13 protein-coding genes and 1 pseudogene are annotated in these 13,693 nt (G+C 64.3%); 6 read left to right on the top strand and 8 right to left on the bottom strand.

All coding sequences use genetic code 11. The features are described from left to right. Window positions 1-15 precede the first annotated feature (15 nt). The 5 genes and pseudogenes from AC04SH_RS24115 to AC04SH_RS24095 form a co-directional block, all read right to left on the bottom strand. Window positions 16-1,137, bottom strand: a complete 1,122-nt coding sequence (locus AC04SH_RS24115) for a tetratricopeptide repeat protein (protein WP_488576947.1) — start codon at window positions 1,135-1,137, stop codon at window positions 16-18. After that, entirely contained in the window at window positions 1,134-2,036 is a 903-nt protein-coding gene (gene ku, locus AC04SH_RS24110; RefSeq protein ID WP_352587727.1) for a non-homologous end joining protein Ku, read from the bottom strand. Before ku ends, AC04SH_RS24115 begins: the two co-directional genes overlap by 4 nt. Window positions 2,037-2,301: 265 nt before the next feature. Next, on the bottom strand, window positions 2,302-4,785 hold the full coding sequence (ligD, locus tag AC04SH_RS24105; RefSeq protein ID WP_488576946.1) for a DNA ligase D: 2,484 nt from the start codon (window positions 4,783-4,785) through the stop codon (window positions 2,302-2,304). Between the two features lie 47 nt (window positions 4,786-4,832). Continuing rightward, window positions 4,833-5,057, bottom strand: a complete 225-nt coding sequence (locus tag AC04SH_RS24100) for a hypothetical protein (RefSeq protein ID WP_112566525.1) — start codon at window positions 5,055-5,057, stop codon at window positions 4,833-4,835. A 383-nt stretch (window positions 5,058-5,440) separates the two neighbouring features. Then, a pseudogene (locus AC04SH_RS24095) lies at window positions 5,441-5,722 on the bottom strand (helix-turn-helix transcriptional regulator); the annotation flags it as partial. Between the two features lie 124 nt (window positions 5,723-5,846). Between AC04SH_RS24095 and AC04SH_RS24090 the strand changes: the two are divergent. Both AC04SH_RS24090 and AC04SH_RS24085 read left to right on the top strand, forming a co-directional pair. Continuing rightward, window positions 5,847-6,854, top strand: coding sequence for an aldo/keto reductase (locus AC04SH_RS24090; protein WP_488576945.1), 1,008 nt, complete (start codon window positions 5,847-5,849; stop codon window positions 6,852-6,854). A gap of 65 nt (window positions 6,855-6,919) precedes the next feature. Beyond that, complete coding sequence (locus AC04SH_RS24085; protein ID WP_488576944.1) at window positions 6,920-7,417, top strand: GNAT family N-acetyltransferase; 498 nt, start codon at window positions 6,920-6,922, stop codon at window positions 7,415-7,417. Window positions 7,418-7,427: 10 nt separating this feature from the next. Here AC04SH_RS24085 and AC04SH_RS24080 read toward each other — a convergent pair whose 3' ends face one another. From AC04SH_RS24080 to AC04SH_RS24070, 3 genes are all read right to left on the bottom strand, one after another. Then, window positions 7,428-7,670, bottom strand: coding sequence for a hypothetical protein (locus AC04SH_RS24080; protein WP_477403438.1), 243 nt, complete (start codon window positions 7,668-7,670; stop codon window positions 7,428-7,430). A 142-nt stretch (window positions 7,671-7,812) separates the two neighbouring features. Continuing rightward, window positions 7,813-8,442 carry a glutathione S-transferase family protein gene (locus AC04SH_RS24075; protein WP_488576943.1) on the bottom strand — a complete coding sequence of 210 codons (630 nt, stop codon included), beginning with the start codon at window positions 8,440-8,442 and terminating at the stop codon, window positions 7,813-7,815. A gap of 131 nt (window positions 8,443-8,573) precedes the next feature. Further along, a complete protein-coding gene (locus AC04SH_RS24070) occupies window positions 8,574-9,995 on the bottom strand; it encodes a LuxR C-terminal-related transcriptional regulator (RefSeq protein WP_488576942.1) in 1,422 nt (473 codons plus the stop codon). A gap of 168 nt (window positions 9,996-10,163) precedes the next feature. On the opposite strand from AC04SH_RS24070, the gene AC04SH_RS24065 reads away from it, so the two are divergent. From AC04SH_RS24065 to AC04SH_RS24050, 4 genes are all read left to right on the top strand, one after another. Beyond that, window positions 10,164-10,421, top strand: a complete 258-nt coding sequence (locus AC04SH_RS24065) for a DUF1127 domain-containing protein (protein WP_488576941.1) — start codon at window positions 10,164-10,166, stop codon at window positions 10,419-10,421. Window positions 10,422-10,656: 235 nt separating this feature from the next. Further along, on the top strand, window positions 10,657-11,643 hold the full coding sequence (locus AC04SH_RS24060; RefSeq protein WP_477234435.1) for a tagatose kinase: 987 nt from the start codon (window positions 10,657-10,659) through the stop codon (window positions 11,641-11,643). Continuing rightward, window positions 11,640-12,911 (top strand): D-tagatose-bisphosphate aldolase, class II, non-catalytic subunit, encoded by a 1,272-nt coding sequence (locus AC04SH_RS24055; protein ID WP_488576940.1) that lies wholly within the window; start codon window positions 11,640-11,642, stop codon window positions 12,909-12,911. Before AC04SH_RS24060 ends, AC04SH_RS24055 begins: the two co-directional genes overlap by 4 nt. Before the next feature lie 79 nt (window positions 12,912-12,990). Continuing rightward, window positions 12,991-13,581, top strand: coding sequence for a DUF922 domain-containing Zn-dependent protease (locus tag AC04SH_RS24050; RefSeq protein ID WP_488576939.1), 591 nt, complete (start codon window positions 12,991-12,993; stop codon window positions 13,579-13,581). Window positions 13,582-13,693 lie beyond the last annotated feature (112 nt).

The following is a 13,693-nucleotide window of genomic DNA, read 5'->3' as shown; positions in this document are numbered from 1 at the left end:
GGAGAAGGCAAGAACTCACCCCGCCGTCCGTGCCAGCTGCAAATCCACGAACTGTATCCCCTTTTGCGCCGTGCGCGCCCATTCGGAGTCGGCGTCGAGTTCGAGGTAGCGCACCCAGTTCCGCCGGGCTTCGGCCAGATTGCTGGCATCGAACTCCAGACGGGCAAGATTGAACACCGGATCGGCATAAGTCTTGTCGAGGGCGATCGCTTTCTGCAGGTGCCGGCGCGCCGAAGCCACCTTGCCCTGATCGCTCATCAGGCCGGCGAGGTTGAACCACGCCTCGACGAAGGCCGGGTCGAGCTTTATCGCCCTTGCATAGTCATGAGCGGCCTCGCTGACACGGCCGGCGCCGCGCAGGCAGTTGGCGCGGTTGAAGGCGGCGATGGCGTCGCTCGGATCGATGCTGAGGCAGCGCTGGTAAAGGGCCGCGGCGGCGTCGTGCCGGCCCTCCTCTTCCGCGCTTTCAGCCTCGGCGAACAAATCCTCCAGCGTGTCGTCGCCGGCGCCACTGCCGAGATCGAACAGTAGCTGGCCGTCGAGTTCGCTTTGGCCGCCTTCGAGATAGATCGCATCCGGCCGGCCATGTTGCGAGCCGACATTGAGCGATTTGGCGGTGAGCGAGGCGACCGGGCCGGAACGATGCACCGAGCGCGCGATGGCGCCCCATGATCCGCCGCCGGCGACCAACCCGGCATATTTGCGGGCCAGGATCAGGTCGCGGAAGGAGTACGGTTCTGAATCATGCTCGAAAGCGTCGAACAGGCTGAGCAGGTCGAGATCGGCGCCCGACAGTTTCGACTGGTCGATGAGCGATTGCCTGGACAGCGAAGACGCCTCCGGCGCCTTCATCAAGCCGAGCAGCCGCAGAAAGCCGTTTTCGCTGAGGAGTGTGCGGCCGGCGGCGCGCTCGGCTGCGACACGGCGCTCTATCTCGACATCGCCACCCTTTGCCATACCCGCCTTGGCGAGCTGCGTGCGCCCGAACACGACATGGCTGGTGCGCCTGGTGACGCCGCGCCGCAACTGGCCGTGCCGGCGCTCGACCTCGCGCGCGGCGAGCCGCAGCGGAAACGCCGCCAGCGCGCCGATGGTGCCGAAGACGGCGCCCGGGATTATACCGGTCGGCGCCGTCACCCCTTGCTCTTGCCGACGGCCTTGAGCAGGTTGGCCTTCAACGGGTTTTCCTTGGCACCGGCCTTTGCCTTGGCGGCTGGCTTCTCAGCTTCGTCGGCCTTGCTCTTCGACTTGGCCGGCGGCTTGGCCGACTGCGACAGGCTCGCCTTCAGCGCATCCATCAGGTTGATGACATTGCCGCGTTCGGGGGCTGCCGCAATGATCGGCTTGTGGCCTTTGAGCTTCTCTCGGATCATCGTCATCAGGGCGATCTCGTAGCGATCCTCGTAGTTCTTCGGGTCGAAGGTGGTTTCCTTCTGCTTGATCAGCGCTTCGGCCAATTGCAGCATTTCGGGGTCGGGCTTGCCGGCCGGGATGTTGCCGAAATATTCAGCCGTGCCACGCACTTCGTTCGGATTTCTCAAGGTGCAGACGAACATGCCGTTCTCGCGCGCACCGATCGTCACCACGCGCTCGCGGCTGGACAGGACAAGGCGGGCAATGGCGAGTTTGCCGGACTTGCGCATGGCTTCGCGCAGCACGGCGAAGGTCTCTTCCGCCATGGCGCCATCCGGCGCCATATAATAGGGCGCGTCCTGGTAGATGACGTCGACCTCGTCTTCATCGACGAAGGCCTCGATGTTCATCGTGTGGTTGGATTCGATACGCACCGCTTCGAGGTCGGCATCATCGATGATGATGTACTGCTTGTCCTCGTACTCGTAGCCCTTGACCAGATCCGAACGCTCGACCAAGCCGAGTTCAGGGTCGACCGGCTTCATGTTGATGCGGTTGTGTGTCTTTTTGTGCAGCTGATTGAACGTGATGCGCTCGCTGGTCGTCGTTGCCGGATAGAGCCGAACCGGACAGCTGACGAGGCTGAGCTTGAGGTAACCTTTCCAACTTGCCCTGGGCGCCATGATCTACTCCTACGCGGCCATGCACTGACATTTTGCTTGAGCATGACCTTGTCCGAAAACCGGTTCCCATCATGCTCTTTGCAGCGCTTTTCGTCCGAAGGACGATTGGCGCCGAGGAAATCCTACACCGACCCCGCACGATACAGGCAAATCCCTAGCGAAATCTTCCGGTCGCCTTGGAGGTCCAAGGTCGAGAATAATTCAAATTGTCCGAAGCGTCGATGGACTTGGGTTCCTCGCCCCCGCTTTGGCGGGGGAGAGGAACCTAGATCTTCACGGTCGGCAAATCCCTCGCGAAATCCTCCATGTCCGCCCAGGGATCGCCCGACCTCGCCAACAGCCCCGGCAGCGAGGAGTAGTTCAGATCCTGCGGCGCATCGATCGTCTCCAGATCGCTCCAGCTCACCGGCGTCGAGGCCGGCAGGTTGGTGCGGGCGCGCAGCGAATAAGGAGCGGCGGAGGTGTGGCCGCGCGCGTTGCGGTGATAGTCGATGAAGATGCGGCGCTTGCGGTTTTCCTTGCCCATGGTGGTGGTGAAGGTGTCGGGCGCGCTGGCCGCCAGATGGGTCGAGATCGCGCTGGTCGCCTGGTGCAGCTTCTTCCAGTTCTGCTTTTGCGTCACCGGCACCGTGATGTGGATACCGCTGCCGCCCGAGGTCTTGGCGAACGGCACCAGCCCCAGCTTCTCCAGTTCGCCCTTGATGTGGACGGCGGCCTCGACCACTTCGCGCCAGGCGATGCCCTCGCCCGGATCGAGGTCGAAGACGATCAAATCGGGCTTGTCGAGGCTGGTGCGGTGCGTGCCCCAGGTGTGGAACTCGACGACGCCGAACTGCGCCAGCGCCAGATAGCCCTTGGCGCCCTCGACCGACAGGAAGGATTTGGTCTCGCCTTCGGAATTGACGGTATCGAACGTCACCACCGAGGGTGGCATTCCGGTGAAGGCGTGACGCTGGAAGAAGCAGTCCTTCGGCAGGCCGGTCGGGCAGCGCACCAGCGACACCGGGCGACCCATAATGTGAGGCAGCATGAAATCGCCGACCAGCGCGTAGTAGACGGCGATGTCGAGCTTGGTCGGTCCGGTCTTGCCGAACAGCCGCCGCTCCGGATTGGTCACCCAGATGGTGGCGAGATCGGCCTCGGCGATCAGCCGCTTGCGCTTCGGTGACACCGGCGTCGACAGGCCGACATCCCTAAGTCCGCGAAACACGCCGTGGCGCAGCGAATTGTCCGCCGTGCGGTTGGCATAGTGGATGCGGGCCGACAGCATTGGCCGCACCCATTTCATCTCGCGCATGATCTCGCGTGGCACAGCCTCGGGTGGCGTCGCGCCATCGCGCAGCGGCTCCAGCCTTGCCAGCAATTCCGCTGCCGTCGCGGCGTCGAAGCCGGTGCCGACCTTGCCGCGATAGTGCAGTTCGCCATCCTCGAATTCGGCCATGCCGAGCGCGGCCAGCCCTTCGGCCGCGTCGGAAACGGTGTAGCCGGCGATGACGAAGTCATCCTTCAGCAGCGCCTTGACCTTGGTCCAGCTCTTGGTGCGGCCGCTCTGGTAGGTCGCGTTGGCGCGCTTGGAGACGATACCTTCCAGCCCGTGTTCGGTCGCCTGGTCGTAAAGCCCCTGCCCGTCACCCTCGACATGATCGCTCAGCTGGATAGCGGAGTTGGCGCCGAGACCGGCGAGCAGTTCGGCGAGTAAGGTCTTGCGCTTTATCAGCGGCGTCTTGCGCAGGTCCCAGCCGTCGAGATGCAGCAGGTCGAAGGCATAGAAATGCAATTTGGAGCCCGCACCCGCCGACAGCGCATCCTGCAGCAGCGCGAACCGGGAAATGCCCTTCTCGTCCAGCACCATGATCTCGCCGTCGATGATCGCCTGGCTGAGAGGAAGGCGCGAAAAGGCCTGCGGCAGGTCGCCATAGCGCTTCGTCCAGTCGATGCCGCCGCGGGTGATCAGGCGCACCTCGCCATTGGTGACATGCGCCATGGTGCGATAGCCGTCGAACTTGATCTCGTGCAGCCAGAGCTCGCCCGTGTCCTCCAACGGCCCGCCCGGTGGCTTCGGCACCTGGGTTGCGAGTTGCGGCTCGATGCGCGACGGCGGATCGCCTTTCACCGCGCCGGGCAGAGCGCCAGGTTTCAGCGAGCCGGGACTTGGCGGCAGGCGCGCCGGCTTTTTTGGCGGCGCCACCAGTTCCTCGATGCGCTTGCCGGATTTCACGCTCTCCGGCCGGGCTTCCAGGATATCGAGCTTGGGATCGGCGGCGAGGTCGCGCTCCTTGAACAGCAACCAGTTCTTCTTGTTCTCGTCCTCGCCGGGCTTTGGCTTCAGCCGGGTCAGCATCCAGCCGCCGTTGAGTTTCTCGCCGGCCAGCCGGAACTTGAAGGCGCCGGTGCGCAGGCTCTTTTCGACATCGTCCATCGGCGCCCAGGTGCCGGTGTCCCAGACGATCATCGGCCCGCCGCCATATTCGCCTTCGGGAATGACGCCTTCGAAGTCGATATATTCGAGCGGATGGTCCTCGGTCTCGACGGCGAGCCGCTTGTCGGCCGGGTTGAGCGAAGGCCCGCGCGGCACCGCCCAGCTTTTCAGCACGCCGCCAACCTGCAGGCGCAAATCGTAGTGGTCGGCGGTGGCGTGATGCTTGTGGACGACGAAGCGGTTGCCGTCGCCTGAAACCAGCCCGCCCGCCGGTTCCGGCGTCTTCGAAAATTCGCGCTTGGCGCGATAGGCTTTGAGCTTGGTGGTCATGTCCGCATGCTAGGCGGGATGCGGCGGCTGCTCAATCAAATGGCAGCTCAATCGTCGGTGGCCGGCGTCAGGTCGAGCTCGGCCGGGGAAAGGCCGCCCTGAAGCTGGCTCAGCCGGAATTCGTCGACCCAGTAGGCCTCGCCGTCGACCAGCACGCGGGCCGAGTAGACGCCGCCGGAAAAGCTTTGTGCGGTGACGTACACCTTGTGGCGGTCGAGCGCCTTGCGCACCGCGGCGCGCTTGGAATTCTGGCTGGAAGTAGGACTGACCATGCGACGCTCACCCACAACAGCCGAAGGATATAACGGCTACCTAAGGATGCTGGAGATCAGGTGCTCTGTCAATTTTGACTGCTTGTCGGCGTCAGGCAGCCTTCCGCTGTATCAGACTGGCCAGAACGGTGCGCATTCCCGAATACGATGGGCCGCCAATCTTCACTTCCCAATCTGTGTTGCGTTTCCGAGGGTGCTTCACGCTCCGCAACGCTGCGCGGAATGCGTCCGGGTCAACACCTACAGTTCGAGCCATATCTTCGGCGGTTGTGCGATTGGCGATCATGTCGTCTCCTATGCTTTCCGTCATGCATATAGGGCTTTTGCGCAACTCGACCAAGGAATTAGGGCGTTTGCCCTGATTTCAAGCTGAGACACTACCTTTATTCGGCCGCCAACTCGCGCCGCGCTCTCACCCTACCGCGGTAGATCTTCGGTGCGCTGCCGGTGGTGCGCTTGAAGGCGTTGGAGAAGGCGCTGTCGGAGGAATAGCCGAGCCGCCGGGCGATGCCGGAGACGGCAATGTCGTCCTCGCGCAGCGCCCGTTCGGCGAGCCGCATGCGCCATGGCGTGAGATAGGCGAGCGGCGCCACACCAGCCACCGCCTTGAAATGCAGCGCGAAGCTGGTGCGCGACATGGCGGCGGCAGCCAGTTCGCTAAGCTGTCAGGCGCGGCCGGGCTCCCTGGCGTGAATGCCCTATGCGATCGATGCGGAATTCGCCGAGCGTCTCTGGAAGTTGGGCGAGCGGCTCCTATAACTCCATCTACCCTCCCGGAGATCACAGACAATGACATTGAGAACACGCAAACTCGGCAGCCAAGGGCTGCAGGTCTCCGTGATTGGCCTCGGCTGCATGGGAATGAGCCAGTCCTACGGGCCGGCCGACGAGGCGGAATCGATCGCCACCTTGCACCACGCCATCGAACTCGGCTGTACCTTCCTCGACACGGCGGAAGTCTACGGCGCCTATGCCAATGAAGAATTGCTCGGGCGAGCGCTGAAGGGCCGGCGCGATGCGGTAACCCTTGCCACCAAATTCGGCTTCCGCATCGAAAACGGCAGACAGGTCGGCACCGAGCGTGACAGCCGGCCTGAGCATATCCGCGAGGCGCTGGAAGGCTCGCTTAAGCGGCTCGGCACCGACCATGTCGACCTCTACTACCAGCACCGCGTCGATCCTGCGGTGCCGATGGAAGACGTCGCCGGCACGATCAGCCGGCTGGTCGCCGAGGGCAAGGTGCGGTTCTTCGGCCTGTCGGAGGCAGGTGCGGCCAACATCGCCCGCGCGCATGCCGTGCATCCGGTGTCGGCGCTGCAGAGCGAATATTCGCTGTGGGAGCGCAACCTGGAGCCGGAAATCATCCCGCTGCTTAAGAAGCTTGGCATCGGCCTGGTGCCATTCGCGCCGCTCGGCCGCGGCTTCCTCGCCGGCGACGTCAAGCGCGCCGAGGAGTATCCCGAAGGCGATTTCCGGCGCGGCGATCCGCGCTACCAGGGCGCCAATTTCGACGCCAATGTCGCAGCCGCCACCGCTGTGCAGGAGGTGGCCAGCGCCAAGCGGGTAAAGCCTGCGCAGATCGCGCTGGCCTGGGTGCTCGCCAAGGGCGACGGTTTCGGCATCGACATCGTTCCAATCCCAGGCACCAAGCGGAGGAAGTATCTCGAAGAAAATGTCGCCGCGGCGGCGATCACGCTCGACGCGGCCGAGATGGCCGCTCTCGACGCGGCGCTGGCACCCGGCAAGGTCTCGGGCCCGCGCTACAATGAGCGGGTGATGACGACGATCGACCGCTAGGGCGCCCTCTTTCGCACCCATGCGCGGCTCTTGATTGCCGGCGCGATCTTGGCATGATCATCGCAATGACCCAGATCAGAACCATGACCGCAAGAGACGTGCCGTCGGTATCACGGTTGTTGGGCGAATCCTGGCGCCGCACCTATTCACCGATCATGGGGCCCGAGACCACCGCGCGGCTCTCGGACGACAAGCATGCGCCCGCGCGGCTGGCCGCTGAATTGCTGGATGACAACAAGATGTCCTTCGTCGCCGAACGACCGGACGGTTCGATCGCCGGCTATGCGATGGCGGCGATGGACGATCGCGGCGACGTCCTGCTCGACCGGCTGCATATCGACAAGACCGAATTCGGCAGCGGGCTCGCCACCGACCTGCTGCACGCGGTACTCGCCGCCCATGCCGGGATTCCCAGCATTGCGCTGGAAGTGATCGAAGGCAACGACCGGGCGATCGCCTTCTACCGCAAGCACGGCTTCGAAGCGGTCGAGCGCCGGCCGGCCGCGCACGGCGTCGGCGGCCATGCCTCAGTGATAATGCGCAGGCTGCTGTCGAGGGCGTAGAAATGAGGCCCTACTGAAACCCCATCGCCGGCACCACCGGCCCGTCCTCGTCGTCCGGCATATCGAGAATTTCGATCAGCCGCGCCACCTTCGTTCCCGGCAAGGGGCGGCCCTCGTTGACCAGCGCCTCGTCGGCACCGAGCCAGGCGAAGGCCTCGCGCAGTTCTTCAAGGCTGGCGTCGGTCAGCGCGATGTCGGCAATGACCGCCTCGTCTACCGGCCCCAACACCGAAATGATGTCGTCGCGTGTCATGGTCACCTCCATGCAAGGTGCCGGCCTGTCGTCGAGATGACGCCGGGATCCGGCATCCAGCCGGCGGAGCTCGAAAACCGCCGACAGAGCAGAATCTGGGTCTTGTTTTCGACCAGACAAGGTGAACGCGCGGCTTTTGCCGTCAGACACCCGAATGCGGATCGATGCCGTAGACATGTACGGGGTAGCCGGGACCGATGGTATCCGCCACCCGACCCATCCAGGCGAGGACCGCCGGAAAATCCGCCAGCGCATAGCCGCAATCTTCGGCCAGGTGGCCGTAGGCATAGACGGCGATGTCGGCGATGGTGAGCGTGTCGCCGACAAGGAACGGCGTGTCGGTCAGGCTGCGCTCCAGCGCGGCGAGCGTGCGGGCGCCGGCCTCGCGCTTGGCCGTGACCATAGCCTGGTTGCGCTCCAGCCTTCCGGTCAGCGTCCAGAAACGCAGCGAGCCGATGACCGGCTCGACATGGTACTGTTCGAAGAACAGCCATTGCATGATCTTGGCATTGACATAGCGGTCGGCCGGCAGAAACGGCGTGCCTTCGGCGAGGTAAATGAGGATCGCATTCGATTCAGCAATCGCGCGGCCATCCTCTAGCTCGAGCACCGGGACGGCGCCGGCCGGGTTGAGTTTCAGAAAGGCGTCAGTATGGCTCTCGCCCTCGAAGATCGACACCAGGCGGCTCTTGTAGGGAATGTCGAGCAGCCCGAGCACGACCCTCGCCTTCCAGCCGTTTTGCGATGGCAGGTAATCATGAAGCGTGAGCATGGCTGTCCCTTTCGTGCGACCAGCATAAGTTTGCACGCCGGCCGCGTAGTGGCCACCCGTTTCCCGCGACGGGGTCGCGGGTCAAGCCACGCGCTTCGAAGCCGGCGGGACAGCGCCCCTCTGACCCGGTCTCAGCCGAGCTTCGCCAGCTTTGCGGCGTGACGGATGGCCTGCGCGGCATCAGGGTTGGTCACGGGATAGCCGGCGATGAAGCGGTCGACCGAAAACTCGGGGAATTCTGCGTGGAGCCGAGCGGCAAACACGGCGGCCTCCGAGCCATCCCCGACCGCCGTGTGCGCCAGCGTCAGGAACATCAGGATGTTGGGGGAATCCGGCGCGCCCCTGCGCAGCGATGCGATGGCCTCGCGATGCCTGCCGGCGGCGAACAGGATGCGGCCCTGCATGCCGAAATACCAGGACGGCGCCAGCGGGTTGAGGCGCATGGCGCGTTCCATCAGCGGGATCGCCTCGGCCGGATCGCCAGTGACCAGGGCCCTGCTGCCGGCCAGCAGCGCCAGCGTGTCGGCATGGTTGGCACCGTATTCGAAAGCGCGCTGGTAGGCGCGCTCCGCCGCATCGAGATCGCCAAGGCATCCCATGAGGTCGCCCAGGCAGGTTTGAGCGCTGCAGTCCATAGGGTCGAGTCGGAGCGCATTTTCGACCGCCCCCCGCCACCTTTCGATCGCCCCTTTCAGATCGCCGCCGAAGCCGTGGCAGGACTGGATCGAATAGGCGTAAGCGAGCTCAATCCAGCCCCTGACCAGGCCGGGATCGAGCTCGAGCGCGCGTGACAGCAGCCGGATCGCCGCCGCATTGCCTTCGCGGCTGAAGGTGTTGTGCTGCTCGACACCAAGCAGATAGAGGTCATAGGCGCGCAGGCTGGCGGGCGGCTTGCGGCGAATGGCGTTGCGGCCGACGGTAGCAATCGCTCCACCACATCCAGCCAGCACGTTGATGACGCTTTCGGTCAGGCTATCCTGCAAGGCGAACACATCCTCCAGCGGGCGATCGAAGCGATCGCTCCACAGGCTGACGCCGTTCTGAGCGTCAGCCAGTTCGATCGTCAGCCGGACACGCCGGTCGTCCGCGCGCAGCTGACCGGAGACGACATAGGTAGCGCCGAGCGCCTTGCCGTCGGCAATGAAATCGGCGGGGGTGCTGCCCAACGCTTTCATGGTGTGGAAAGCGATGACCGGCAGATCGGCGTAGCGCGCCAGGTCGATGGCGATGTCCGATGACAGGCCATCGGCAAAGCGACGCCAGCGCTCCTCGGCGTTCAGGCATTCGATCGGAAACATGGCGAGCACCGGCAGAGCCTCGGCCGGCGAACGCGCAAGCACGGCGGCGCCATTGATGTGCGACGCAAGCGCGATCTTGTTGTTGACGCCGAGCTTGTCATAGATCGCGGCGAGATGGGTGCGGACCGTCGAAGGGGCGATGAACAGCGCCTCGCCGATCTCGCGATAGGTCAGGCCCGAGGCAAATTTTTCCGCCACCGCACGCTCGCGGTCCGATAGCGCGCCAGCCGGTGAAGACGTCGCAATGCGGTTCATGGCAATTTTCCTGTCATCGGATCGGCACGATTTCAACTGCAGCTGCAGCAAAATACTACAAATGCAGGACCCCAAACACCGCATCTGGCCGATGGCGCGATCGCCGTCTGAGGCCGAAGCTTCTCGCATGCCCTCCGAACAGGGCCCTTCATGCCGAGGAGCAAAGCGATGAGAACCATGCTGACCACCGTATCCGGGCTTTACGATGCCGTGCAGTTCGACCTTCGCCAACCGCCGGCCAGCGCGACCAGCCGCTCTGAGCGCCGGCTGGGCCTGATCGGCCTGATTACCACATGGTCCGAGCGTGCCCTGTTTCGCGAGGAGCTGGCGCTGATGGCGAGGGACACGCCCGAATTGATCGACGACATCGGCCTGACCATGGAGCAGGTCGAGATCGAGCTTGCCAAGCCGTTCTGGCGGCGATGACATCTGGAGCAGACTTGCCCCATGAAGCGTGCGCATGGTCTTTCCTTTCGCTGCGGTCGCCGCCTGCTTTGCATGTGGCCTAACAGCAGCCACCCGAATCCTGCGATATCAGCGCGCTGAAAGAATAAAATATACGCGCGTAAAGTTTCGTTGACTTCGCCATCGCTGCGATTTACCCCGGCAACAGGCTTGGACGGCCATGCCCACGGGCAGTCGGGTGGAATGAGGAGGAAGCATGAGCCTTTCGCGCCGCAGCGAGATCGCCGCCGAGGCCGTGGGGCCGACGATTGTGGCCGGCGAAATCCTGGTCGAGATCATGGCGACCGAACGGGGTTTTGGCTTCCTCAAGCCGCAGACACTGACAGGGCCATTCCCTAGCGGCGCGCCAGCAATCTTCATCGATCAGGTCGCACAACTGGGCGGCGGCGCCGGCATTATCGGCTGCATCGGGCGTGACGATTTCGGCACGCTCAATCTGGAGAGGCTGAAGCGCGACGGCGTCGATGTTTCGGCTGTTGATGTCAGCGACCGCTACCCCACCGGAAGCGCGTTCGTGCGCTACCGGCCCGATGGCAGCCGCGACTTTGTCTACAACATCGCCGAATCCGCCGCCGGCCAAATCCGCCTCACCCCCGCTGCACGTCTGCTGGCGGATAGAGCCGGCCATCTGCACATTATGGGGTCGACGTTGTCGGTGGCCGGGCTGAGGGAAATCGTCACTTACGCCGCGCAGGCAGTGCGCGCCCGCGGCGGTTCGACCTCCTTCGACCCGAACATGCGCAAGGAGTTGATTGACGGTGCCGACGGCGCGCTGTTTTCAGCACTGGCCGATGATGCCGACCTGCTGCTGCCGTCCGGCGGCGAATTGCTGGCCGCGGCCGGCGTCGATGACGAGCAACAGGCGGTGACGGCGCTGTTTGCCAGAGGCGTCGGCGAGATCGTGCTGAAGCGCGGCGCCGACGGCTCGTCCTGGTTCGGCGCCGATGGTACCCGGATCGACTGCGCGGGTTTCCACGTCGAAGAAGTCGACCCGACCGGCGCCGGCGATTGCTTTGGCGCCACGTACCTGACCTGCCGACGCCAGGGGATGGAGCCGGGCAAAGCACTGCTCTATGCCAACGCCGCCGGCGCCCGCAACGTCACGCGGCAAGGCCCGATGGAAGGCGTTGCGGGCTTCGACGTGCTTGACCAATTCATCGCAGGCACTGCGAGGCGGACATGAGCCCGCTTGCAGGTCTCGCCGCCGCGCGCAGAAACGGATCGCCCTACGGCATCACCTCGATCTGCTCGGCCCATCCTGTCGTGATCCAGACGGCGATACGGCGCGCCGTCGCGGACAAGGAAGCCACCCTGCTGATCGAGGCGACCTGCAATCAGGTCAACCAGTTCGGGGGCTACACCGGGATGACGCCGGAGATGTTCGTGGCCTTCGTGCTGAAGATTGCCGGCGAGGAGGGACTGGACGCCTCGCGCATCCTCTTCGGTGGCGATCATCTGGGACCGAACCCGTGGCGCGCCGAGCCGGCAGCACAGGCGATGGACAAGGCCGAAACCATGGTCAGTGCCTATGTCAAAGCCGGCTTCAGCAAGATCCATCTCGACGCCTCGATGGGATGCGCCGGCGAGCCGACTGCACTCGACGACGAAACCATCGCTATCAGGGCGGCGCGGCTGGCCAAGGCGGCCGAGACGGCGGCGCGTGCCACCGGCCGCACCTTGCCGGACTACATCATCGGGACTGAAGTCCCCGCCCCCGGCGGTGTCGACCACACGATCAGCGAGCTGAAGCCGACCGATGCGGCGGCGGCGCGGCGCACGATCGAGATTCATCGCGACATCTTTGCCCGCGAAGGCCTGACGGAAGCCTTTGGCCGTGTTATCGCTGTGGTGGTGCAGCCAGGCGTGGAGTTCGGCAGCCAGAATGTCGTCGCCTATGTGCCGGAAAAATCGAAAGGCCTGACCGGATTGCTCAATGAGCAGCCGTCGCTGGTCTACGAGGCGCATTCCACCGACTATCAGAGCCGCACGGCGCTGACGGCACTTGTCGCAAACGGCTTTCCGATCCTCAAGGTCGGCCCGGGCCTGACATTTGCCCTGCGCGAGGCGTTTTACGGTCTCGACCTGATCGCCTCCGAAATGGTCGCGGATTATGGCGAAAGGCCACTCGCCCGCACCATGGAGCACGTGATGCTGGCAGCACCCGGCCATTGGCACGGCCATTATCATGGCAGCGAAGCGGCCCTCTATCTGCAGCGGCACTACAGCTACAGCGACCGTATCCGCTACTATTGGAGCAACCCCGCCGCCGTCGCCGCTGTCGACCGGCTGCGCAAGGCGCTCACCGACGTGGCCATTCCCGAAACGCTGATACGGCAGTTCCTGCCGACGCTGCCGGCCGGGCTTGGACCAGCCGGCAATCCCGAGGCGATTTTTCATGCAGCGGTCGGCCAGGTGCTGGCGGACTACGACGCCGCTTGCCGGGGCGGTTGAATCCTGCGACGGCTTTGTCAGCCGGCGCGCGCGATGCTAGAGGAAGGGCGTAACCCCTTGGCGGCCCTTTGACATCAGCATGAAACCAGTCGTTTTGTTCGCCCTGCTGGCGGCGTCGCTGCTCGCCTCGCCCGCCCGCGCCGACTGGAAGCCGGTCGAGAAGGTCGAGACCTACGCCATATCAGGCCAGAGCGGGCCCGAACTCTACGCTTCGATCGGCGAAGCGGGCCCTTTGCTGGGCAAAGGCCGCGTCATTGCGCACACCAATTTCAAGCTGACCTGGACCCGGGACTACAAGCCGCAAGGCGGCGCCTGCGTGCTCAAATCGGCGCGGCCGAAACTCATCATAACCTACACTTTGCCAAAGCCGGCCGCGCCGCTGTCGCCCGCCGTGCAGAAGAGCTGGGAGATTTTCGCCGCCGGGCTCGCCGCCCATGAAAAGGTGCATGGCGCAGCCATCGTCGAGATGGTGCGCAAGATCGAAGCGATCAGCGTCGGCATGACCGTCGCCGACGACCCCGGCTGCACAAAGATCAGGACCGAGTTGACCCGGCAGCTTGCCCAGATCTCACTGGCGCAGCGGCAGGCCAGCCGCGACTTCGACAAGGTCGAATTCGGTCCTGGTGGCAATTTGCAGAAGCTGGTGCTGGCTTTTGTGAATGGAGGGTAGTTAGCCGAACTGCCAGTCGTTGCGCCGAGCCTTCGAACGATAAGAGCACCGGCCGCGTGGCCGCTTTACAGGCAGGCTTGGTAGCGCTACCGTCTGCTTGCAGCGCGACCTA

The organism is Mesorhizobium sp. CNPSo 4688 (assembly GCF_057784295.1).
This window is presented reverse-complemented; position numbering and strand designations above follow the sequence as displayed.

Bases quoted from the DNA above. Each gene is read 5' to 3' on its own strand.
- ku (WP_352587727.1), bottom strand. From the start codon at position 2,036: ATGGCGCCCAGGGCAAGTTGGAAAGGTTACCTCAAGCTCAGCCTCGTC.
- ligD (WP_488576946.1), bottom strand. From the start codon at position 4,785: ATGACCACCAAGCTCAAAGCCTATCGCGCCAAGCGCGAATTTTCGAAG.
- AC04SH_RS24100 (WP_112566525.1), bottom strand. From the start codon at position 5,057: ATGGTCAGTCCTACTTCCAGCCAGAATTCCAAGCGCGCCGCGGTGCGC.
- AC04SH_RS24090 (WP_488576945.1), top strand. From the start codon at position 5,847: ATGACATTGAGAACACGCAAACTCGGCAGCCAAGGGCTGCAGGTCTCC.
- AC04SH_RS24085 (WP_488576944.1), top strand. From the start codon at position 6,920: ATGACCCAGATCAGAACCATGACCGCAAGAGACGTGCCGTCGGTATCA.
- AC04SH_RS24080 (WP_477403438.1), bottom strand. From the start codon at position 7,670: ATGACACGCGACGACATCATTTCGGTGTTGGGGCCGGTAGACGAGGCG.
- AC04SH_RS24075 (WP_488576943.1), bottom strand. From the start codon at position 8,442: ATGCTCACGCTTCATGATTACCTGCCATCGCAAAACGGCTGGAAGGCG.
- AC04SH_RS24070 (WP_488576942.1), bottom strand. From the start codon at position 9,995: ATGAACCGCATTGCGACGTCTTCACCGGCTGGCGCGCTATCGGACCGC.
- AC04SH_RS24065 (WP_488576941.1), top strand. From the start codon at position 10,164: ATGAGAACCATGCTGACCACCGTATCCGGGCTTTACGATGCCGTGCAG.
- AC04SH_RS24060 (WP_477234435.1), top strand. From the start codon at position 10,657: ATGAGCCTTTCGCGCCGCAGCGAGATCGCCGCCGAGGCCGTGGGGCCG.
- AC04SH_RS24055 (WP_488576940.1), top strand. From the start codon at position 11,640: ATGAGCCCGCTTGCAGGTCTCGCCGCCGCGCGCAGAAACGGATCGCCC.
- AC04SH_RS24050 (WP_488576939.1), top strand. From the start codon at position 12,991: ATGAAACCAGTCGTTTTGTTCGCCCTGCTGGCGGCGTCGCTGCTCGCC.